The 19,767-nt window shown below is 64.7% G+C and carries 20 protein-coding genes; 6 read left to right on the top strand and 14 right to left on the bottom strand.

Annotation, left to right across the window (positions count from 1 at the left end; translation table 11 throughout):
- Positions 1-13 precede the first annotated feature (13 nt).
- The 11 genes from C474_RS19290 to C474_RS19240 form a co-directional block, all read right to left on the bottom strand.
- Positions 14-1,165 carry a PTS fructose transporter subunit IIC gene (locus C474_RS19290; RefSeq protein WP_049917199.1) on the bottom strand — a complete coding sequence of 384 codons (1,152 nt, stop codon included), beginning with the start codon at positions 1,163-1,165 and terminating at the stop codon, positions 14-16.
- 97 nt (positions 1,166-1,262) lie between these two features.
- A complete protein-coding gene (gene pfkB, locus C474_RS19285) occupies positions 1,263-2,186 on the bottom strand; it encodes a 1-phosphofructokinase (RefSeq protein ID WP_008389816.1) in 924 nt (307 codons plus the stop codon).
- The gene (glpR, locus tag C474_RS19280; protein WP_049917198.1) at positions 2,183-2,947 is read right to left on the bottom strand and encodes an HTH-type transcriptional regulator GlpR; all 765 of its coding nucleotides are present in this window, start codon (positions 2,945-2,947) and stop codon (positions 2,183-2,185) included. Before glpR ends, pfkB begins: the two co-directional genes overlap by 4 nt.
- A gap of 173 nt (positions 2,948-3,120) precedes the next feature.
- Entirely contained in the window at positions 3,121-4,089 is a 969-nt protein-coding gene (leuB, locus tag C474_RS19275; RefSeq protein WP_008389811.1) for a 3-isopropylmalate dehydrogenase, read from the bottom strand.
- Positions 4,082-4,705, bottom strand: a complete 624-nt coding sequence (gene leuD, locus C474_RS19270; protein WP_008389809.1) for a 3-isopropylmalate dehydratase small subunit — start codon at positions 4,703-4,705, stop codon at positions 4,082-4,084. Before leuD ends, leuB begins: the two co-directional genes overlap by 8 nt.
- Positions 4,702-6,123 (bottom strand): 3-isopropylmalate dehydratase large subunit, encoded by a 1,422-nt coding sequence (leuC, locus tag C474_RS19265; RefSeq protein ID WP_008389807.1) that lies wholly within the window; start codon positions 6,121-6,123, stop codon positions 4,702-4,704. Before leuC ends, leuD begins: the two co-directional genes overlap by 4 nt.
- A complete protein-coding gene (locus tag C474_RS19260; protein ID WP_008389806.1) occupies positions 6,116-6,349 on the bottom strand; it encodes a hypothetical protein in 234 nt (77 codons plus the stop codon). The genes leuC and C474_RS19260 overlap by 8 nt, the downstream gene beginning before the upstream one ends.
- Positions 6,350-6,375: 26 nt before the next feature.
- Positions 6,376-7,422 carry a ketol-acid reductoisomerase gene (gene ilvC, locus C474_RS19255; RefSeq protein WP_008389804.1) on the bottom strand — a complete coding sequence of 349 codons (1,047 nt, stop codon included), beginning with the start codon at positions 7,420-7,422 and terminating at the stop codon, positions 6,376-6,378.
- Positions 7,415-8,107, bottom strand: a complete 693-nt coding sequence (gene ilvN, locus C474_RS19250; protein ID WP_008389803.1) for an acetolactate synthase small subunit — start codon at positions 8,105-8,107, stop codon at positions 7,415-7,417. Before ilvN ends, ilvC begins: the two co-directional genes overlap by 8 nt.
- Positions 8,104-9,879 carry a biosynthetic-type acetolactate synthase large subunit gene (ilvB, locus tag C474_RS19245; protein ID WP_008389802.1) on the bottom strand — a complete coding sequence of 592 codons (1,776 nt, stop codon included), beginning with the start codon at positions 9,877-9,879 and terminating at the stop codon, positions 8,104-8,106. Before ilvB ends, ilvN begins: the two co-directional genes overlap by 4 nt.
- A 394-nt stretch (positions 9,880-10,273) precedes the next feature.
- Positions 10,274-11,662, bottom strand: coding sequence for a LeuA family protein (locus C474_RS19240; RefSeq protein WP_008389801.1), 1,389 nt, complete (start codon positions 11,660-11,662; stop codon positions 10,274-10,276).
- Positions 11,663-12,032: 370 nt separating this feature from the next.
- Between C474_RS19240 and C474_RS19235 the strand changes: the two genes are divergently transcribed.
- Positions 12,033-12,326: a DUF5779 family protein gene (locus tag C474_RS19235; RefSeq protein WP_008389800.1), complete on the top strand. Its 294-nt coding sequence runs from the start codon at positions 12,033-12,035 to the stop codon at positions 12,324-12,326.
- Between the two features lie 37 nt (positions 12,327-12,363).
- Here C474_RS19235 and C474_RS19230 read toward each other — a convergent pair whose 3' ends face one another.
- Positions 12,364-13,098, bottom strand: a complete 735-nt coding sequence (locus tag C474_RS19230) for a VOC family protein (RefSeq protein WP_008389799.1) — start codon at positions 13,096-13,098, stop codon at positions 12,364-12,366.
- 92 nt (positions 13,099-13,190) lie between these two features.
- Between C474_RS19230 and C474_RS19225 the strand changes: the two genes are divergently transcribed.
- Positions 13,191-13,877 carry a DUF4336 domain-containing protein gene (locus C474_RS19225; RefSeq protein WP_008389798.1) on the top strand — a complete coding sequence of 229 codons (687 nt, stop codon included), beginning with the start codon at positions 13,191-13,193 and terminating at the stop codon, positions 13,875-13,877.
- 73 nt (positions 13,878-13,950) lie between these two features.
- Complete coding sequence (locus C474_RS19220; RefSeq protein WP_008389797.1) at positions 13,951-14,370, top strand: hypothetical protein; 420 nt, start codon at positions 13,951-13,953, stop codon at positions 14,368-14,370.
- 87 nt (positions 14,371-14,457) lie between these two features.
- Here C474_RS19220 and C474_RS19215 read toward each other — a convergent pair whose 3' ends face one another.
- Complete coding sequence (locus tag C474_RS19215; protein ID WP_008389796.1) at positions 14,458-14,670, bottom strand: ribbon-helix-helix domain-containing protein; 213 nt, start codon at positions 14,668-14,670, stop codon at positions 14,458-14,460.
- A 99-nt stretch (positions 14,671-14,769) separates the two neighbouring features.
- On the opposite strand from C474_RS19215, the gene C474_RS19210 reads away from it, so the two are divergent.
- Positions 14,770-15,096: a DUF5789 family protein gene (locus tag C474_RS19210; RefSeq protein ID WP_008389795.1), complete on the top strand. Its 327-nt coding sequence runs from the start codon at positions 14,770-14,772 to the stop codon at positions 15,094-15,096.
- Between the two features lie 53 nt (positions 15,097-15,149).
- Here the strand turns inward: C474_RS19210 and aglJ are convergent, their stop codons facing one another.
- Entirely contained in the window at positions 15,150-16,064 is a 915-nt protein-coding gene (gene aglJ, locus C474_RS19205; RefSeq protein ID WP_008389794.1) for an S-layer glycoprotein N-glycosyltransferase AglJ, read from the bottom strand.
- 312 nt (positions 16,065-16,376) lie between these two features.
- Here aglJ and C474_RS19200 point away from each other — a divergent pair, with 312 nt between their 5' ends.
- Positions 16,377-17,813 carry a hypothetical protein gene (locus C474_RS19200; RefSeq protein WP_049917197.1) on the top strand — a complete coding sequence of 479 codons (1,437 nt, stop codon included), beginning with the start codon at positions 16,377-16,379 and terminating at the stop codon, positions 17,811-17,813.
- 61 nt (positions 17,814-17,874) lie between these two features.
- Positions 17,875-19,764, top strand: coding sequence for an N-acetylneuraminate synthase family protein (locus C474_RS19195; protein ID WP_049917196.1), 1,890 nt, complete (start codon positions 17,875-17,877; stop codon positions 19,762-19,764).
- Positions 19,765-19,767: the final 3 nt, after the last annotated feature.

Below are 19,767 nucleotides of genomic sequence, written 5' to 3'. Positions count from 1 at the left end.
TCGTGCGGGGTGGTCAGTCCGAGGTCGCGGTCGTCGTCTCGCCCTCGGTGTTACCGACGCGTTCGTCGAAGTCGGGCTTGACGACCGTCGCGATGACGGCCGTCGCCAGCGACCCGATGAGCAGCGCCGCGAGGAACATCAGCGGCTTGTTCGACAGGGGGACGACGAAGATGCCGCCGTGCGGGGCGGGCATCGTGACGTTCATCATCATCGCTATCGCGCCGCCGACCGCGCTCCCGACGATGGCCGACGGGACGACGCGGATGGGGTCCGCGGAGGCGTAGGGGATGGCCCCCTCCGTGATGAACGAGAGGCCGAGGATGATACCCGACTTTGCGTTCTCGTACATCTCCGCGGCGTACTTGTGTGGCGCGATGAAGTTCGAGATGGCGAGGCCGATGGGCGGGACCATCCCGCCGATCATGACCGCGGCCATCGGGGCGGTGATGCCCTCGGCGATGAGACCGGTCGCGAACACGTACGACACCTTGTTCACCGGACCGCCCATGTCGACGGCCATCATCCCGCCGAGGACGGCGCCGACGACGACGGACTGCCCGCCCTGCAGCCCCCCCAGCGCCGCGGTCAGCGCGCCGTTCGCGATGGCGACCGGAACGCCCAGCACGAAGATCATGACGGGCGAGAGAATCGCCATCGTCACCACCGGCACGATGAGCACCGGCATCATCGGCTGGACGAAGCCCGGAACGCTCCAGTTCTTCACCCAGCGCGCGACGTACCCCGCGATGAGACCCGCCACGAGCGCGCCGAGGTAGCCGGCCCCGGCCTGACCGCCTTGGAGGCCGATGACGTCACCGGCTGCCTGCAGGAGGGCCCCATCCTGGATGATGTACGACAGGAGAAAGCCCGGTGCGAGCCCCGGTCGGTCCGCGATGGCGTACGCGATGTACGCCCCGAGGATGGGCACCATGATGGTGAGACCCGCCACGCCTATCTGCGCGAGGAACCATCCCGGAGTCCCCGTCGCGTCGAACACCTGTTGGACGCCGGTGCCCGAGAAACTCGCCACCGCGTACCCGAGCGCCAGGAAGATACCGCCGATGGTCACGAACGGTATCATGTACGATACGCCGGTCATCACGTCCTCCTTGACCTTCGTCAAGTGAGCACGGTACGCCTTCTCCGCTGACTCTGTGTTTGCCATGTTTGCTCCCTAACGATAGTTACTAAATGTCTTCAAAAACCCTTTCGGATTTGATCGTCTCTGTTCGTTCCCGACACGTAACCCGCGACAACGAACATTAGGGACTGACCACAGAGACGGTCACGTCCCCCCGTTCGTCGAAGACGGCGTCGAAGTCGGGAACGCTCGTCCCCGAGGCGCCGACGACGCGGGAAGCGACGATGATGCCCGTCTTCAGCGCCGTCCGTTCGTCCTCACCGCGCGCGAGGGCGGCGAGGAACCCCGAGAGCAACGCGTCGCCCGCGCCGACGGTGTCGACGACGTCGACCGAGACCGCGGGCGCGTGGTAGGTTCCCGACTCCGCGGCCAAGAGGGCGCCGTCCGGACCGAGCGAAGCGACGACGAAACGGAAACCGCGCGCTCGGAGCGACTGCGCCGCGGCGGCGCAGTCGGCCGTCGTCTCGACGGGCATCTCGGTGGCGACGGCGAGTTCCTCGCGGTTCGGCTTGCAGACGAGGTAGGCGGCGTCGAGTTCGGTCAGCGACGTACCGCCCGTGTCGACCGCCGTCTCCCAGTCGCCCGCCGCGGCGAGTTCGTCCACGGCGTCGGTAGTGACGCCTTTCGGGAGGCTTCCGGCGACGACGAGTCGGTCCGGGTCGCGTTCGCGGACGCGGTCGACGAGGTCCGACACTTCTCCCTCATCGACGGTCGGTCCGTTGTGGTTTATTTTGTACTCGCCTTCGGGACCGAGAACGGTCGTGTTCAGTCGCGTTCGGTCACCGATACCGACGAAGTCGTTCGGGACCCCGTCCGCGTCCAGTCGGTCGCGTATCATCCGGCCGAACGGTCCGCCGAGAAAGCCCGTCGCGGGCGCGTCCACGTCTAACGCCGTGAGGTACTTCGAGACGTTGATTCCCTTCCCGCCGGCGTCGAACTTCGCGTCGTCCGTCCGCGCGACGGCGCCGGTCCGGAGCGGTTCCTCCACCGTCACCGTGTGGTCGACGGCGGGGTTCATCGTGACCGTGAGCACGTCGTCGCTCACTCCGACACCTCCACGACGGTGACGCCCTCGTTCTCGAACGCCCGTCGCTCCCGGGCGGGGAGTTGGTCGTCGGTGACGAACACGTCCACGTCGCTCACGTCGGCGAACTTCACGAACGAGCGCTTGCCCACCTTCGTGGTGTCGGCGACGAGGACGACGCGCGTCGCCTTCTCGGCCATCAGCTGTTTCATCCGCGCCTCGTCCTCGTTCGGCGTCGTCAGTCCCCCGTCCGGGTCGATGGCGTTCGTCCCGAGGAACAGGAGGTCGAAGTTCGTCCGTTCCATGAACGACTCCGCGGTCGGTCCGACGAGCGCCCGCGTCCGACTGCGGAGCGTCCCGCCGGTGAGTTTCACGTCGTTGTCCTCCTTGCCGAGTTCGACGGCGAGGCGAGGGGAGTTCGTGACGGCCAGCATCGACCCGTCCTTCGGCGCCTGTTTCGCCACCTCCATCGTGGTCGTACCGGCGTCGAAGAAGACGACCTGTCCGTCGGTTATCTCCTCGACGGCGCGGGCGGCGATGGCCCGTTTGCCGTCGAGGTTCTGCACTTCCTTCTGCCCGTACGTCTGCTCCTTCCCGACGGTGGTGACCGGCACCGCGCCGCCGTGTGATCGTTCGACGAGTCCGCGGTCCTCCAGTTCCCGGAGGTCACGACGGATGGTGGCCTTCGAGTAGCCGAGTTCCTCGGCCAAGCCCTCGACGGACCGTCCGTCGTCTGCCGAGACGAGTTCCACGATTCGTCTTTTTCGCTCTGCGGGTAACATGGGCGTCAGTCGTATCCGAACGTAGCGCCTGTCCGTTGTTAATTGTTTGTGTTCGAGAATCGTTCGGGCCTGCACGTTTTCCGGCGCATTCGGGTACGAACGCACAGACGGTCGCCGGACGCGACGCTGCGCACCGTCGGATAACGGAGAAACCGCGGCCGTCGGGGCCGCGTTCAGTCGAGTTTGCCGATGATCGCTTCGGTCACGTCCTCGGTCGACGCGTCGCCGCCGAGGTCGGGCGTGCGCGGCCCGTCCGCCAGCGTCGACTCAACGGCCTCGCGGACGGCCGTCCCCTCCTCGTCGTAGCCGAGGTGGTCCAACAGCATCGCCGCCGAGAGAATCGTCGCCGACGGGTTGGCGACGCCCTCGCCCGCGATGTCCGGCGCCGTCCCGTGAACGGGTTCGAAGAGGGCGTTGTCGGACCCGATGTTCGCCGACGGGAGCAGACCGAGGCCGCCGACGAGGCCGGCGGCGAGGTCCGACAACACGTCGCCCGCGAGGTTCGGGCAGACGACCACGTCGAACTGTCCCGGGTCCAAACAGACGTGCGTGGCGAACGCGTCCATCAGCACCTCTTCGGTGTCGACGCCGCGTTCGTCGGCGACGCCGGTGACGGCGTCGCGGAACCGCCCGTCCGTCTCGCGCATCACGTTCGCCTTGTGCGCGACGTGGAACCCCTCGGGCGCGTAGTCGCAGGCGAACTCCGCGAGTCGCTCCGAGGCCGAGGTGGTGACGACGCGCGTCAGCGTCGAGAGGTCCTCGGAGAGGCGGTCCTCGTGCCCCGAGTAGACCCCCTCGGTGTTCTCTCGGAGGAAGACGATATCGGTGTCCGGTCGAAGCGCCTCCACGCCGGGGTAGGCCTTCGCCGGACGCACGTTCACGAACGACTCCACCGCCGTGCGGAGGGGGAGGATGACGTCCGCGGCCGTCTCGCCCGCCGCGCCGAACAGCGTCGCGTCCGCCTCGGCGACGGCGTCGTACGTCTCCCGCGGCAGGGCCTCGCCCGTCTCCTCTTTCACCGCGTCGCCCGCGTCGTGGCGGACGAACTCGAAGTCGCCGACCGCGTCGAGAACCGACACGGCCGCGGGGACGACTTCCTTCCCGATGCCGTCGCCCTCGACGACGACTATCTCCTCAGTCATCGCTGGCGATGTACGGCAGGGAGTCGGCCTTCTCTCGGACGGCGCCCGCGTTCGACTTCATCAGCGCCGTGGTGTCCCAGACGCCGTCGACGAGGGCCTTCCGCTGAGCGTCGTCGACGGTCACGTCGACCGTCGTCCCGCCGTAGGTGACCGTCTCCGCCTCCACGTCCACGTCTATCTCGCCGTGGGGGTTCTCCTCGACCCACTCCTGCAGTTCGGAGATGGTCTCGTGGTCGGCGGTGACTGTCGGGATGCCCAGGGCGAGGCAGTTGCCCGCGAAGATTTCGGCGAACGACTCGCCGACGATGGCGTCGATGCCCCAGCGCATGAGCGCCTGCGGGGCGTGCTCGCGCGAGGACCCGCAGCCGAAGTTGGCGTTGACGACCATCACCGAGGACTCCTTGAAGCGGTCCTCGTTCATCGGGTGCTCTTTCGGTTCGTCGTCGTCGTCGAATCGCAGGTCGAAGAAGGCGAACTGTCCGAGGCCGTCGAACGTGACCACCTTCATGAACCGCGCCGGGATGATCTGGTCGGTGTCGATGTCGTTGCCGCGGATGGGGATACCCGTCCCGGAGACGTAGTCGACCTCCGGAATTTCGTCCGTACTCGCGGTCATGCGACGTTCACCTCCTTCATCTCGCGCACGTCAGTCACTTCGCCGTTGATGGCCGCGGCGACGACCATCCGCGGGTTCATCAGGACGGTGCGGCCGTCCTTCGAGCCCTGCCGGCCGACGAAGTTGCGGTTCGACGAGGACGCGCAGGCCTCGTCGCCCTGCAGTTGGTCCTCGTTCATCCCGAGGCACATCGAACAGCCGGCGTTACGCCACTCGAAGCCGGCTTCCTCGAAGATATCCTTCAGCCCCTCCTCCTCGGCGGCCCGCTGGACGCGCTGACTGCCGGGGACGACCATCGCGCGGACGTCCTCGTGCACCTTCCGGCCCTTCACGAGGCGGGCCGCACGGCGCAGGTCCGCGAGGCGCGCGTTCGTGCACGACCCGAGGAACGCGACGTCGATGGGGTAGCCCTGCATCGTCTCGCCGGGCGTCACGCGCATGTGCTCCTGCGCGCGGCGCGCGGTGTCCCGTTTGTCCTCCGGGAGGTCCTCCGGCGCCGGGATGGGTTGGGTGATGCCGACGCCCTGTCCGGGGGTGGTTCCCCACGTGACGACGGGTTCGAGTTCGTTGCCGTCGATGGTGACCACGTCGTCGTACTCGGCGTCCTCGTCGGAGCGGACGGACTCCCAGTACGGCTTCAGCCGCTCGAACTTCTCGGGGTCGTCGCGGAAGGCGTCCGTCTCGGCTAACCACTCGTAGGTGGTCTCGTCGGGGTTGACGTAGCCAGCACGGGCGCCGCCCTCGATGGACATGTTGCAGATGGACATCCGACCCTCCATCCCGAGGCTCTCGATGGCCTCGCCCGCGTACTCGTAAACGTAGCCGACGCCGCCGTCGGTGCCGAGTCTGCGGATTATCTCCAGGATGACGTCCTTCGCCTCGACGCCGTCGCCGAGTTCGCCCGTGACCTCTATCTTTCGGACCTTCTGTTTCTCCATCGCGATACAGCCGGTCGCGAGCACGTCGCGGATCTGCGAGGTGCCGATACCGAACGCGAGGGCGCCGAACGCGCCGTGCGTCGAGGTGTGGCTGTCGCCGCAGACGATGGTCATGCCGGGTTGGGTGAGTCCCTGCTCGGGCCCGATGACGTGGACGATACCCTGATCGCCCGTCGTCGGGTCGGAGAAGTCGATGCCCGCCGCGCGGACGTTCTCCTCCAACTCGCTCATCATCTCTTCGGCGGCGTCGTCGGCGTACGGCCGCGACTGGTCCGCCGTCGGGACGATGTGGTCGACCGTCGCGTGCGTCCGGTCGGGGAACGCGACCTCCATGTCGCGTTCGCGCAGCATCCCGAACGCCTGCGGACTCGTTACCTCGTGGATGAGGTGCAGACCGACGAACAGTTGCGTCTGTCCCGTCGGCAGCGTCGTCACCGCGTGCTCGTCCCACACCTTGTCGTACAGCGTTCCCTCACTCATCTACATCACCGGACCCGCGGGTCCATACCCCCTCGGCGCCGTCGCCCTCGCGCGGGGTGTGGTCGACGGTGTCCATGTCCATCTCGTTCTCCGCGCGCGCCTCCACCTCGCCCCCGTCCGCGACGGCCGGGCCGCGTCGGTAGACGCCGCCGAACGTCTCGTCCGTGTGCGGGTGGGTGTGGCTGACGGTCGCCATCGTGTCTTCGTTCTCGTCTGTGTCTGTCATGGTGTCTCCTCGGTCGCGTCTCCCGCTCAGTCGTCCGCCGGCGCCTCGGCGGCCTCCTCTTCTTCCTCGTCGTCGGCCCACGCGAACAGGTCCCGCAGGGGAGCGCCGACCTGTTCGACGTGGTGGTTCTCCTCGCGGTCCTTCAGTTGCGTGTAGGAGGGCCGACCCGCCTGGTTCTCCGCGATCCACTCGCGGGCGAACGTGCCGTCCTGGACCTCTTCGAGAATCTCCTCCATGTTCTCGCGGGCGTGCTCGTCGACCACGCGGTCACCGCGCGTCAGGCCGCCGTACTCGGCGGTGTCGGAGACGGAGTTCCACATCTCGCCGAGTCCGCCCTCGTACATCAGGTCGACGATGAGCTTCAGTTCGTTCAGACACTCGAAGTAGGCCATCTCCGGGGAGTAGCCCGCGTCGACGAGCGTCTCGTAGCCCTGCTTCACCAGCGAGGTGACGCCCCCGCAGAGGACGACCTGTTCGCCGAACAGGTCCGTCTCGACTTCCTCCTGGAACGTCGTCTCGATGACACCGGCTCGGGTGCAGCCGATGGCGTGCGAGTACGCCAACGCCTCCGCCTTCGCGTCGCCGGTTTCGTCCTGGTAGATGGCGATGAGGCCCGGCGTGCCCTGGTCGTCCTCGTAGTTACGGCGGACGAGGTGGCCCGGTGACTTCGGCGCGACCATCGTCACGTCGACGTGCTCGGGCGGGCGAATCTGGTTGTAGTGGATGTTGAACCCGTGGGCGAACTGGAGCGTGTCGCCCTCGTCGAGTTCGTCGCGGATGTCCTCGAACACCGCCGGTTGGACGGTGTCGGGGACGAGGATGGAGACGATGTCTCCCTCCGAGGCGGCGTCTGCGGGCGTCTCCACGCGGAGGCCGTCGTCCTCTGCGGCGGCGCGCGAGGAGGAACTCTCGCGCAGGCCGACGACCACGTCAACCCCGCTGTCGGCGAGGTTCTGCGCGTGGGCGTGGCCCTGACTGCCGTAGCCGATGACGGCTACCGTCTTGTCGTCTATCTTCGAGCGGTCCGCGTCGTCGTCGTAGTATACGTCGGTGTTGAGTTCGTCGTCAGTCATCGTAGTTAGCTGGTGTCGTCGGTTCGCCGGAGGTTCCGGGTTCCTCTCCGGGCACTGTCGCCTGGTCGCCGCGCGCCAGCGCGGTCTGGCCCGTCCGAGCTATCTCGATGATGCCGAACTGCCGGAACGCGTCGACGGCGTCGTCTATCTTCTGTTCGTCGCCGGTCAGTTGGACCGTGATGGTCCGCGGGCCGGCGTCGAGCGTCTTGCCCTCGTACATATCCGTGACGGCGTGGACCTTGTCCGGTTCGTCGCCCTCCACCTTTAGGAGGACCAACTCGGTCCGGACCATGTCATCGTCGAGTTCGCCGACGGCGATGACGGGCTTGAGCTTCGCGAGCTGTTTTTCTATCTGGTCGATGCCGGGGTCGGGTTCCTCGACGACCATCGTGAGCCGCGAGTGGCCGTCGACGGTGGTCGGACCGACCGTCAGGCTCTCGATGTTGAACTGCCGCCGGGAGACGAGTCCCGAGACGCGCGAGAGCACGCCGGGTTCGTCCTCGACCAGCGCGGAGATGACGGCCCGCCGCGGGTGGTGTTCCGCCTCGACCGCCGGGTCGATGCGGATACCCTGCGAGTTGCGCCGTCCCGTCGGATGCGGCCGTTCGTCGGGGTGTGGCCCCTGCAGGCCGTGTTTCGGAATCTCCTCGTCCGCGTCTGTCGACGGTGAGTCGTCCGAACTCATAGCTGATCCTCCGTCAGGGCGAACTTGCCGTTCGCGCCGCCCGAGGCGACCATGGGGTAGACGTTCTCCCGCGGGTCGATGTGGAAGTCGACGACCGAAGGCCCGTCGTACGCGAGGGCCTCCTCGACGGCGTCTGCGACTTCGTCGTAGTCGTCGACGCGCCACCCGCGCGCGCCGAACGCTTCGGCCAGTTTGTCGAACTCCGGACACCAGTTGTACTCCGCGGCCATGTGTCGCCCCTCGAAGAAGGCGTCCTGCCACTGGCGCACCATGCCGATGTACTCGTTGTTCAGCACCGCGACGGTGATGTCCAACTCCTCGCGGACCGCGACGGACAGTTCCTGAATCGTCATCAGGAACGAGCCATCGCCGTCGACGCAGACGACCTCCTGGTCGTCCTCGGCGGCGAGGCGGGCGCCGATGGCCGAGGGGAGCCCGTAGCCCATCGTGCCGAGGCCGTGCGAGGACACCCACGTCCGCGGTTCGGTGAACGTCCAGTACTGCGCGGCCCACATCTGGTGTTGGCCGACGCCGGAGGTGACGACGGCGCGGTCGGAGGTGGCCTCGTCGAGACACTCGACGACGAACTGCGGCTTCAGTGGTTCGTCTTCGGGCGTCGCGTAGTCCATCGGATACTCCTCCTTCCACGTCAGACACTGCTCGCGCCACTCCTCGGTGTCGGGGTCGGCGGCGACTTCGCTCGAAAGCGCGTCGAGCGCCGTCCCCGCGTCGCCGATGACCGGGTAGTCGGCGTGGATGTTCTTCGATATCTCCGCGGGGTCGATGTCGATGTGGACGACTTCGGCCTCGGGGGCGAACGAGTCGATACCGCCGGTCAGGCGGTCGTCGAACCGCGTCCCGACCGCTATCAGCACGTCCGTGTGCGTGACGGCCATGTTGGCGTAGCCGGTGCCGTGCATCCCCGCCCACGAGAGACAGAGGTCGTCATCCTCGGGGAACGAGCCGATGCCGGGCATCGTCGTGACCACCGGGATACCGTGGTTTCGAGCGAACGCGCGGGCCTCCTCGGCGGCGTCGGCCTTGATGACCCCGCCGCCGAGGAGCAGGAGCGGTCGCTCGGCGTCCTCGACGGCGCGGGCCGCCGCGGCGACGGCGTCGTCGTCGGGCACCGTCTTCGGCGTCGTCGTCTTCGGCGTCTTCGCCGGGCCGGGTTCTCGGTCCGTCTCGCCCAGCGTCACGTCCTTCGGCAGGTCGACGAGCGTCGGACCGGGGCGGCCCTCGCGGGCGAGGGCGAACGCCTCGCCGACGGTGTCGCCGACGGAGTCGGAGTCGTCCGCGAAGTAGTTGTGCTTCGTGATGGGCGTCGTGACGCCGATGGTGTCCGTCTCCTGGAACGCGTCGGAACCGACCATCCCCGAGGGCACCTGTCCGGTCAGCGCGAGGACGCCGTCGGAGTCCATGTTGGCGTCGGCGATGCCCGTGACGAGGTTCGTCGCCCCCGGCCCCGAGGTGGCGAGGCAGACGCCCGGTTCGTTCCGGACGACGCCGAACGCATCCGCGGCGTGGGCGGCGCCCTGCTCGTGCGCCATCGTGACGTGCCGGATGTCCGAGTCGTACAGGGCGTCGTAGATGGGCATGATGGCCCCGCCCTGCACGCCGAAAGCGGCTTCGACGCCGGCGTTCTCCAGGGCGCGGATGACCGAGGAGGCGCCCGTCGTCACCGGCGTCGGGCCGGTCCCGGTTTCGGTCGACTCCTCGGCCGCACCGTCGGCCTCGTCGTCTTCGCTCGTCGGCGGCACGGGTTCGCTCATCGCTCACCTCCGTGTGGTCTGGTCATCGGTCGATGCGGTCGTCGGTCGCGTGTACGGTCGTTGAACTCCATCGTGTGGGTGCTCGGCGTCTGGGTGGTGGAATCTCTCGGCGGGCGTCCGCCGGGCGAAGCGTCGATAGTCGTGAGGAGAGGGGTATGAGGGGCTAGGCGGCCCCTACGATACCGAGCGACCGAATCGCGACCACGTCGTCCGCGCGGCGTCCCGACTCCGCGTCCGGGGAGGCGGGCGGCCGCTCGCGCGTCTGTCGTCGCATCCTGTTCGGTCGATTTCCTCGGAACGTAATGAACGTTTCGCGGCGCGCAACGATTGCGGCTACGACGCCGCGGGGTGCGCACCCGCGGCTCACCGTCGTGAGCGAACGGGGCGCGGGGCATCAGGCCCGGACCTCCTCGTTCTCGTCGTCCTCGTGGTCGACGCCAATTTCGCCGGCGAAGCGGGTGAGCACGTCGTCGGTGATGCGCTCTTTCTCCGCGCCGAAGTCCTTGACCTTGCGGGTCACCGCGCGGACCTCGTCGTCGTCCGGCACGAACCCGGCCTCCTCCAGTCGCTTGCGGACGGAGTGAGCGCCGGTGTGCTTGCCGAGGACGAACTCGCGTTGGGCGCCGACCATCTCGGGGGTCATCACGCCCGGCTCGAACGTGTCGGAGTTCTCGATGACGCCCGCGGCGTGGATACCGCTCTCGTGGCTGAAGGCGTTGCGCCCGACCACCGGCTTGTTCGCCGGCGTCGCGATGTCGCTGGCCTCCTCGACGAGACGGGAGAGTTCGGTGATGCGCTTCGTGTCGATTCCTGTGTCAACGTCGTACAGCGACTCCGCGGACATGACGACTTCCTCGTAGGCGGCGTTGCCGGCGCGTTCGCCGATGCCGTTGACCGACACCTGCGCCTGCGCGGCGCCCGCCTCGAAGCCCGCCATGGCGTTCGCGGTGGCCAGTCCGAAGTCGTCGTGGGCGTGCACGTCGATGTGCGCGTCGGTGTGCTCTCGCACCTCGCGGATGAGGCTCGCAAAGCGCGTCGGCGTCGCGACGCCGCACGTGTCCGGGATGTTCACCCAGTCGACGCCGGCGTCGTCGACGGCCGACAGTATCTCTCCGAGGAAGCCCACGTCCGTCCGGGTGGCGTCCATCGGCGAGAACATGACCTCGACGCCCGCCTCTTTCACTCGTTCGACGCACTCCACCGCGCGGTCGACGGCCTCCTCCTTGGAGGCGTGCATCGAATCGGCCAGCTGTACGTCGCTGGTGCTGACGAAGACGTGGACCAACTCCACCCCCGCGTCGAGGGCGGCCTCCACGTCCTTGTCGACGACGCGTGCCAACCCACAGACGTCCGTGTCCGTGGCGGCGGCGATGTCGCTGACGGCCTCGAACTCCGCGTCCGAGTTGACCGGGAAGCCCGCCTCGATGACGTGCGTCCCCATCTCGTCCAGCGTCGCCGCGATATCGCGCTTCTCCTCGTAACTGAACGAGGTGCGTGGCGACTGCTCGCCGTCGCGCAGCGTCGTGTCGAAAATCCGTACACCGTCTATCTCTGATTCAGTAATGTGGGCTAACGTGCCCTGGAAGAACTCGACCCGCCGGGGAGCCCGACGAAGTGTCCTCCGTGTGTCGTTGAGACATCGTATCACGAGGAAGACCCGGAAGAGTATAAAACCGTTTCCCTGTGACCCTGTCACGAACGGCACGCGTTCCCCCGACGCATCGCCGCCCGAACGGCGAAACCGCACGACGTAAACGGGTTCAGTAGGATGGAAGGTGTACATATCCCCTTATATCGACGAGGGAGCAGATTCGGCCACTCACCCCCCGCGAAAGTTAGTTTCGGCCGCCAAATTCAGAATGAATAGTTTCGGCGGCTCGCGCGCGCCGTCGATTGGACGAACGTGAACCGTTCGGGGCGGCGCAGTCACGGGCGAGAGGTGAGTCGGAGTCGGGGCGCGAGTCCGAGTCAAAGCGCGAGTCGGAGCGGACGGCACCGCGTCAGCATCTGTCGAGCGGTCCCGGACCGGACGGCGTCCGAGCACCCCCCGTTCGACCGTCCGTCGCCTGACCGACTTCGACCGTCCGACCGGGACCGACCGACGGCGGACGCGCACCGAACCCTTTTCGTCTCCCTCCGCGTTGTGAGCGGGTATGAGCGACTTCAACCTCGATCTCTCCTCGGCGGAGGAACACCTCGACGAGGAGGAGTTGACCGGCGACGTGATACTGGGCGTCCTCGACGGGGAGACGGACCCCGAGGTGTGGATCCAAGCCGTCGAGGACGGAAACGCCCTGTTCCTCGCCGTCGAAGGCGACCTGAACGAACTGGCGACCGGGTTCGCCCGCGAGATAAAGGATATGGACGGACAGATGATGCACTTCCGGAAGTTCCTCGTCGTGACGCCCCCGGGCGTCGACATCGACACGAACCGGCTCTCCGCCTGAACGCGGGCGCGCCGCGGGCGACGCGAATGGTTCCGGGTCAGCAGTCCGCGAGGAACGTCAGGACGTGTCCGTCCGCGTCGCGGACGCGGAGTCCTCCCTCGACCGCTTCCGGGCCGTCGGCCCACGGTCCCCCGGCCTCGACGGCCGCCTCCGGGTCGGCCGTCTCGAACGCGAGGTCGACGTGCAGGCCGCCGCGGGCGTCGGCGATACCCAACTGCGGTTCCCACAGTTCCAGGTCGACCGCTCCCCCGAGTCGCACCCGCGGTCGTTTCTCCCCCCTGTCGACCACCTCGAACCCGAGGGCGCGGAACTGCGCCTCGGCGCGGCCGAGGTCCGTCACCTCCAGTACCACCTCGAAGACGCCGGTCAGCGGACGGTCGGCCGACTGGGGGTCGGGGTCCGCTTCGTTCGCCATCCCGCCCGTCGGAGCGTCCCCGTCGATACCGCCTATCTCGACGCAGTTGCCGTCGGGGTCGTAGACGTACAGCGACCGGGACGCGCCGAAGGAGAACTCGGCGGGGTCGAGGTCCGACAGCGACGACAGCCAGTCCTCGTAGTCGTCCCGCGCGGTGGAGAAGGCGTAATGCGTGTGGACGCCGCCGCGGGGGGCCTCCACCGGCCGCCGGAGAACGACTGTCGTCTCTCCGACGCCGTAAGCGACGGCCGCGTCGGACTCCTCGACGGGGACGAGACCGAGTCGCGTCTCGTAGAACTCCCGTGCCGCGTCGAGGTACTTGACCTCCAACCCGAGGCGACAGAGGCGAGTGAGCATGGCCCTCCTACGGAGGGAGGGGACAAAACCGTCCGGCCCGGAGCGCCTCGTCGGCGACTGGATTTATCCGGGCGCCGTTCGACGTTTCGACCATGCCGATGAAGGGACGCGGGACGGCCGAGTACCGAACGATAGACCGGTGGGACGGGGGAGTCGGTTGGCTCGCGTACCCGAACGAGCAGATGCAACGCGCCAGTCACGCACTCGTCGGCGACGACGACGGCGTCTGGGTGTTCGACCCGGTCGACGCCCCGGACCTCGACGACCTGTTCGCGGAGTACGGCGAAGTGTCGGGCGTCGTCGTGGGTCTGGACCGCCACAAGCGCGACGCCGCGCGGGTGGCGAACCGCCACGACGCGCCCGTATACGTCGCCGACTGGATGACCGGCGTCGCGGACGAGATAAACGCGCCGGTGGAACGGTTCGGTCGCCGACTGGGCGACTCCGGCTTCGACGCGTTCACGGTGAAGGACTCCTCGCTCCCGCCGTGGCAGGAGGTCGGGTTCCACCACGAGGAGTCGGGCACCCTGCTCGTCCCCGAGGCCGTCGGGACGGCGCCGTACTTCCGCGCGCCCGACGAACGCCTCGGCGTCCACCCGATGCTCCGACCGCTGCCGCCGCGCCGTCCCCTCCGCCGCTACGACCCCGAGCGCGTCCTCGTCGGCCACGGCGAGGGCGTGCTGAACGACGCCGGCACCGCCCTCCGAGCGGCGCTGTCCGGGGCGCGGAAGAACATCCCGAACGTGTACGGCAAAGCGATCAGGGAGATGTTGTCCTGACCGGCGCGAGCGCCGAACCGCCTCCGGGACCCACTCTCGGTCACTTTTTACAATCCGGCGCCGTAGACGCTCCGTGGTCCACATCACGCGCGGGTTGCGCGACGCGCTGCTCGAGATGGCGGCCGAGGCCGAACCCGAACGGGTCACCGTCGTCTTGGCGTCGACGCCCGCCGAGGAGTTCGAGGCGGAGGTCGACCTCGACCCGGAGACGCCCGTTCTGACGCACTTTTACCTGCCGGAGACCGGCGGGTCGGTCCGCGCGGTGTTCGGCGTCGACCTCGGGACGCCCGCGGGCCGCGGGCGCGCCCGGTTCGTCTCGCACCCCCAGGGGCCGGCCGAACCGACGCGCGAGGACGACTTCGCGGCGGCCGTCATCGTCGCCGTCCCGCCGTGGGAGCCGTCGTCGGTGGCGGCGTTCGACCGCTCGCACAAGCGACTCTCCCTCGAAATCGTCGACGCCGACCCGCCGAGCGAGTCGCTGGCGAGCGAGTGATAGAGAGCGTTCCGAGGTAGAACGCGGCGAGAACGACCGGGTACCGGACGGAACCGAGCGAGGGCGAGGAACTGAACGAAACCCGACTCAGCGGTCGAGATACCCCAGGTCGGCCAGTTGCTCGGCGATGTCCTCGAACTGCGCCTCGGTGAGTTTGCCCTCGCGTTGGTGCTGGATGACGATGCTCCGCAGGAGGAACCGGACGAGGTCGCTCGTGCTGGAGAAACTCGTGCCCTCGATGGTGGTTTCGACGCGTTCGGCGAGGTCTTTCGGAATCGACACGGTGGTGTACTCCGTCATCGTCGTCCCGTCCGAGGGACTCCGGAAGGATAACAGGTGCGGACGCCGCGGCGTCCGCAGTCGGGGGTTTTTCAACGTGCGACGTACTACCGAGGGGTGATGGCCGCACGACCACCACCGCAGGGCGGGGACGAACCGGACACGCTGGAGTTCGGCATCGCCGCACTCGCCGAAGATCTCTCGAAGGCGGACGTGTCGTACCCGGTGACGGACGACGAACTCGTCCGCCGACTTGACGACGTCGCCGTCCCCTACAACGCCGCCGGCGGGACGGTTCGTCTCAGCGAAGCGCTCGAGTCGGTGCCGCAATCCCGGTTCGCCAGCAAGGCGGAACTGCTCGACCAACTCCACCCCGTCTTCGAGGAGTACCGGCGCTCGTCGTCGAACAACATCCTCGGGCAACTCCGCGCGCTCCTCCCCTTCTGAGCCGTCCTCCCCGCCGTGTCGCGCCCCCCGCAGAGCGGCGGGACCGACGCGAATCAGTCGGACTCTTCGTCTATCTTCCGGAGCGTATCTCTGTGTAACGTCAGGATGAGGTCGGAGAGGACGCCGAACATCAGCAGTTGCACGCCGACGATGACGGCGAACGCGGCGACGATGGCGAGCACCTCGTGGGAGATGCGGACGGTCACCCACTCGACGGCGACGTACGCGGCGATGAGAAACCCCGTGGCCGTCGAGACGCCGCCGACGCTCCCGAAGTAGAACAGGGGGTTGTTCGTCTTCGCCCGCCGGTACAGTTCGAGGAAGATGATCCCCCCGTCTCGGACGGGTCTGAGGTTCGTGTCCGACCCGTTGGGTCGCGGCAGGTAGGTGACCGGCACCACCGTCGTCCGGATGTTCCGCTTGACGCACTCGACGGCCATCTCCGTCTCGACGCCGAACCCGTCGGCGGTCAGCGTCATTCGACCGAACGAGGACCGCGTGAACGCCCGATAGCCGGAGAGGATGTCCCGGAAGTCGTGTCCGTGGATGGTGGCGAATCCGCCGTTGACGGCGCGGTTTCCTAACCGATTGAACCGCGTCATCGCACCGTTCTTCATGTCGGCGAATCGGTCGCCGATGACGTGTTCGTACCCCTCGTCCAACGGCGCCAGCATCTTCTCGGCGTCGGCGGCGCGGTACGTCGCGTCGCCGTCGAGCATCAGGACGTACTCGGCGTCGACGTGGTACTCCACGGCCTCGCGGATGGCCTGTCCCTTCCCCGACCCCGACTGCATGACGACCCGCGCGCCGTGTTCTCCGGCGATGTCGGGGGTGCCGTCCTCCGAGCCGCCGTCGATGACGAGGACGTTGTCGAAGCCCTCTTCTCTGAATTCGGCTACGACGTCGCCGATGGTTTCGACCTCGTTGTAGGTGGGGACGAGGACGCAGACGGAGTCGAGTGAGGGCATCGTTCGCGTCTGTCTTAGCATCGTAATGAAGGATTCGTTTCTGTCGCACCTCTGAACCTCCTCACATCAACTATCCAAGGGAAACGGAGTTCGAGCAGCGATCAAAAGATCGAAACGCTCGTGAGCCAGTATCAGGTATCCCATCAGTTTTACCGAGGCAACTGTACAAAAGCTACCTAAAAGTATGCACCTCTACGTGTGACGAGAATAAGACTCCGCAACGTTGAAAGTGTGAGATTGCCCTAGCCGCGGCAGTCGTAGGATCCGTCCTCAAACAATCACTTTTTGACTCGTCCGGCGGTCGATAGAACCATGGAATGGACCTACGAGAGTGTGAGTGAGACATTCCTCTCTATTGAAAGCAAGTGGGATCTGCTGAATCGTCGTATCGACGGTGTCTGCTTCTGGGAGTACGTTCGTTTTGGGATTCACAGAGAAATACTTGAAGCACTCGAACTGCTGGGCAGTGCTCACACCGAAAAAGGAGTGACTCTTTCCGAACGTCTCCGAGGATTGTATCTCTGGGGTCGAAATGTAGTGTACAAAAGCCCATTTTTTGCTGATGAGCGAGATGTTCTATTTTATGGACACCCACGCCGAAAGCTGAGAAACGACGGACTGTGGTGGGATCTCTACTGCGACCCGATACTCGATTCGATCGATCTTGACTACGAATATATAGAGTACGACTATCAACTCGACCACGCTTCACCGGCAAAGACACAGAACCGCCGGTTCGTCGACGTCATCAACTACTCCGGGACGATATGGAAAACCCTCAATCCCTATGACCTTGGTCAGTCCGAGGTTGAGACCCTCAGATCGGTCGAGTCAGACATCGAACGACACTTTGGGGTCTCAGTCGACGTAGTAGGGGGGGTTCAAGATGCTCTTGCAGACCGGGAGGCCACTCTCCCTCTGTATAAAAGACTTCTCCAGAATGTAAATCCCGATATAGCTATCCTGGTGGTTAGCTACGGAAAAGAATCGTTCGTTGAGGCCTGTCACGAGTACGACATCCCGACAGTGGAACTGCAACACGGAACTATCAATAAATACCATATGGGGTACTCTTCGAGAGGAAAGCGAGCGAGACAAACGTTCCCAGACTACTTCCTCTCGTTTGGGCCGTTCTGGACGGAACAAGTTGAACTTCCGATTGACGAGGAGCGTATCTTCCACGTCGGGTATCCGTACCTCGAGATGCAAGCAGACACCTACGACGGCATCGATTCGACAGACTCGGTAGTGTTCGTCTCACAAGGCTCGATCGGGGAACAACTCTCGAAGTTTGCAGTCGAGACGAGCGAATATCTCGGTTCCAAACGAGAGGTGGTGTACAAACTCCACCCTGGAGAGTACGACCGTTGGGAAGACGAGTACCCGTGGCTCGTCGGTTCGGACATCACTGTGATAGATCAAGAAGAACCATCGCTGTATCAACTCTTTGCGGAGGCTTCGACGCAGGTCGGTGTCTACTCGACAGCAGTATACGAAGGACTGATGTTCGGTCTTCAGACGTTCCTCGTCGACCTTCCTGGAATAGAGTACATGCGCGGGCTTCTCTCGGAACCTCACATCCAGATACTCGATCGTCCGTCCGACATCGAGAAAGAGACTGACACCCCGATCTCATTCGATACCGAACGATACTTTCGTTCCGACGCGATTCACAACGTAGGCCAAGCGCTAGCTGAGATTCAGTCGAACCTTGACCGCGACCATCGTGACACCGAGAGCCACGGATAACGCCGTTCAGAGTTCTGTTTGTACAATGGGTTTTTAATGTTTCATAGAGGAGCCAACGGTGATGAGTAAAATTTCGATTCCGGGACGAGTCATCGGCGATGACGAGCCGACGTACATCATTGCAGAAGCTGGAATCAATCACAACGGGAGCGTACAACTAGCAAAGAAACTCATCGACGTCGCAGCAGACGCAGAAGTGGACGCAGTCAAGTTCCAAAAGCGAAAACTCGATCGGACGTACGTAGGTGATGTGTACAACGACCCGTCAGTCGCAGAGATGGGCGTTGAATACACACTCTCTAATCTCAAAGACATCGCCCTACGTGACGAAGAATTCCGCTCACTCGCAGAGTACTGTGAGGACATGGATATTGAGTTTCTCTGTTCCCCGTGGGACGCAGAGAGCGTCGACTTCCTCGAATCTATCGACATTCCGTTCTACAAAATCGGCTCGCCGGATATGACCAACTTCGTTCTCCTCGAAAAGGTGATCAAAACCGGGAAACCGATAGTCGTATCGACCGGTATGGCGAGCGAGGAGGAGATAGAACGGACAGTGATGTTCCTCGAAGAGAACGGTGCCGAATTCGGTCTTCTGCATTGCCGAAGCACGTATCCAGCACCGTTCCATAATCTGAATCTCTCGTTCATGGAGCGGTTGAGTGAAGAGTACGACGTCCCCGTCGGATACTCTGGGCACGAACGCGGAATCGCAGTTTCGGCTGCGGCAGCCGCGAAGGGAGCGACGATAATCGAACGCCACTTCACTATGGATCGAACGATGGAGGGTCCAGACCATGCAGCGAGCCTTGAACCAACTGGACTGAAGAAATTAATCCGCGATATCAGGAACATCGAAGAGAGCTACGGCTCGCCGACTCGGTATCTGACCCGCGGAGAGTACAACAACCGAGTTGCACTCGGCAAGAGCCTTGTCGCCGAACGGGATATCCAAGCTGGAACAGAGATAGCCCGAGACGACCTCACGGCAAAGAGTCCAGCGAAGGGGATCTCACCTCAGTTTCTCTACGACGTCATAGGGAACACCGCATCTCGTGATATCCGGAATGATACGACGCTTACTTGGGAGGACATTCGTGAACCCGAATCTAGAGAGTTTGACACGGACTTGTATAACTGGGGAGTAGTCGTTCGATTCTCGGATATTATCGAACACGACTGGGGTAATCCGGACGTATACGAGTTCCGTGTCAATGGTGCGGATATTAGCGCGGATATCGACGAGGTACTCAACGGCCGCACCTTCGACAAGCGACTCGGAGTCCATGCGCCCGAACAGAAAGGACACGATCTGGTAGATCTCAGTTCAACCAACGAGACAGTCCGCCGAGAGGGGGTAGAGATAATTCAGGATGTAATCGACTTAGTCCGAGAAACTGTATCCCCCCACTTTGAGACGGACCACGAACCGCAGATAGTGATCCATCCTGGCGGAATCACCTCTAACCACATGGAACTCGAATCTGTCCCAGCAATGAACGAAGCGTTGAAAAAAAGTATGAACGAACTTGACGACGAGGGCGTCGAGTGCCTTGTGGAAAACATGCCACCACTTCCGTGGATATATGGAGGTCAGCAGTACCACAACAATTTCATGCGAGCTGATGAGATTGCGGAGTACTGCGAAGAGACGGGCCAGAAAATCTGCTACGACACCTCGCATGCGAAACTCTGGTGTAACTATGCTGACGTTGACCTCGTAGAGCACGCAAAAAAGCTCCGTCCGTACATTGAGTATCTCCACGTGGCAGATGCAGCAGGTGTTGACGGTGAGGGACTGCAGATCGACGAGGGCGAAATCGATTTCGAGCGATTGGCTCCCGTATTCGAGGACTATGATGGTCCCGTTATCACGGAGATTTGGCGCGGTCACGAACGTCGTGGAGAGGGCTTCAAGAAGGCAGCAGAACGGCTCGGAGCGTACCTATAGCCG

Origin of the sequence: Halogeometricum pallidum JCM 14848 (assembly GCF_000337095.1) — an archaeon.
Lineage (GTDB): Archaea > Halobacteriota > Halobacteria > Halobacteriales > Haloferacaceae > Halogeometricum > Halogeometricum pallidum.
The sequence above is the reverse complement of the archived record's forward strand: the minus strand, read 5'-3'. Positions and strand labels throughout refer to the sequence as shown.

Bases quoted from the DNA above. Each gene is read 5' to 3' on its own strand.
- C474_RS19290 (WP_049917199.1), bottom strand. From the start codon at position 1,165: ATGGCAAACACAGAGTCAGCGGAGAAGGCGTACCGTGCTCACTTGACG.
- glpR (WP_049917198.1), bottom strand. From the start codon at position 2,947: ATGTTACCCGCAGAGCGAAAAAGACGAATCGTGGAACTCGTCTCGGCA.
- leuB (WP_008389811.1), bottom strand. From the start codon at position 4,089: ATGACTGAGGAGATAGTCGTCGTCGAGGGCGACGGCATCGGGAAGGAA.
- leuD (WP_008389809.1), bottom strand. From the start codon at position 4,705: ATGACCGCGAGTACGGACGAAATTCCGGAGGTCGACTACGTCTCCGGG.
- leuC (WP_008389807.1), bottom strand. From the start codon at position 6,123: ATGAGTGAGGGAACGCTGTACGACAAGGTGTGGGACGAGCACGCGGTG.
- C474_RS19260 (WP_008389806.1), bottom strand. From the start codon at position 6,349: ATGACAGACACAGACGAGAACGAAGACACGATGGCGACCGTCAGCCAC.
- ilvC (WP_008389804.1), bottom strand. From the start codon at position 7,422: ATGACTGACGACGAACTCAACACCGACGTATACTACGACGACGACGCG.
- ilvN (WP_008389803.1), bottom strand. From the start codon at position 8,107: ATGAGTTCGGACGACTCACCGTCGACAGACGCGGACGAGGAGATTCCG.
- ilvB (WP_008389802.1), bottom strand. From the start codon at position 9,879: ATGAGCGAACCCGTGCCGCCGACGAGCGAAGACGACGAGGCCGACGGT.
- C474_RS19240 (WP_008389801.1), bottom strand. From the start codon at position 11,662: ATGTACACCTTCCATCCTACTGAACCCGTTTACGTCGTGCGGTTTCGC.
- C474_RS19235 (WP_008389800.1), top strand. From the start codon at position 12,033: ATGAGCGACTTCAACCTCGATCTCTCCTCGGCGGAGGAACACCTCGAC.
- C474_RS19230 (WP_008389799.1), bottom strand. From the start codon at position 13,098: ATGCTCACTCGCCTCTGTCGCCTCGGGTTGGAGGTCAAGTACCTCGAC.
- C474_RS19225 (WP_008389798.1), top strand. From the start codon at position 13,191: ATGCCGATGAAGGGACGCGGGACGGCCGAGTACCGAACGATAGACCGG.
- C474_RS19215 (WP_008389796.1), bottom strand. From the start codon at position 14,670: ATGACGGAGTACACCACCGTGTCGATTCCGAAAGACCTCGCCGAACGC.
- C474_RS19210 (WP_008389795.1), top strand. From the start codon at position 14,770: ATGGCCGCACGACCACCACCGCAGGGCGGGGACGAACCGGACACGCTG.
- aglJ (WP_008389794.1), bottom strand. From the start codon at position 16,064: ATGCCCTCACTCGACTCCGTCTGCGTCCTCGTCCCCACCTACAACGAG.
- C474_RS19200 (WP_049917197.1), top strand. From the start codon at position 16,377: ATGGAATGGACCTACGAGAGTGTGAGTGAGACATTCCTCTCTATTGAA.
- C474_RS19195 (WP_049917196.1), top strand. From the start codon at position 17,875: ATGAGTAAAATTTCGATTCCGGGACGAGTCATCGGCGATGACGAGCCG.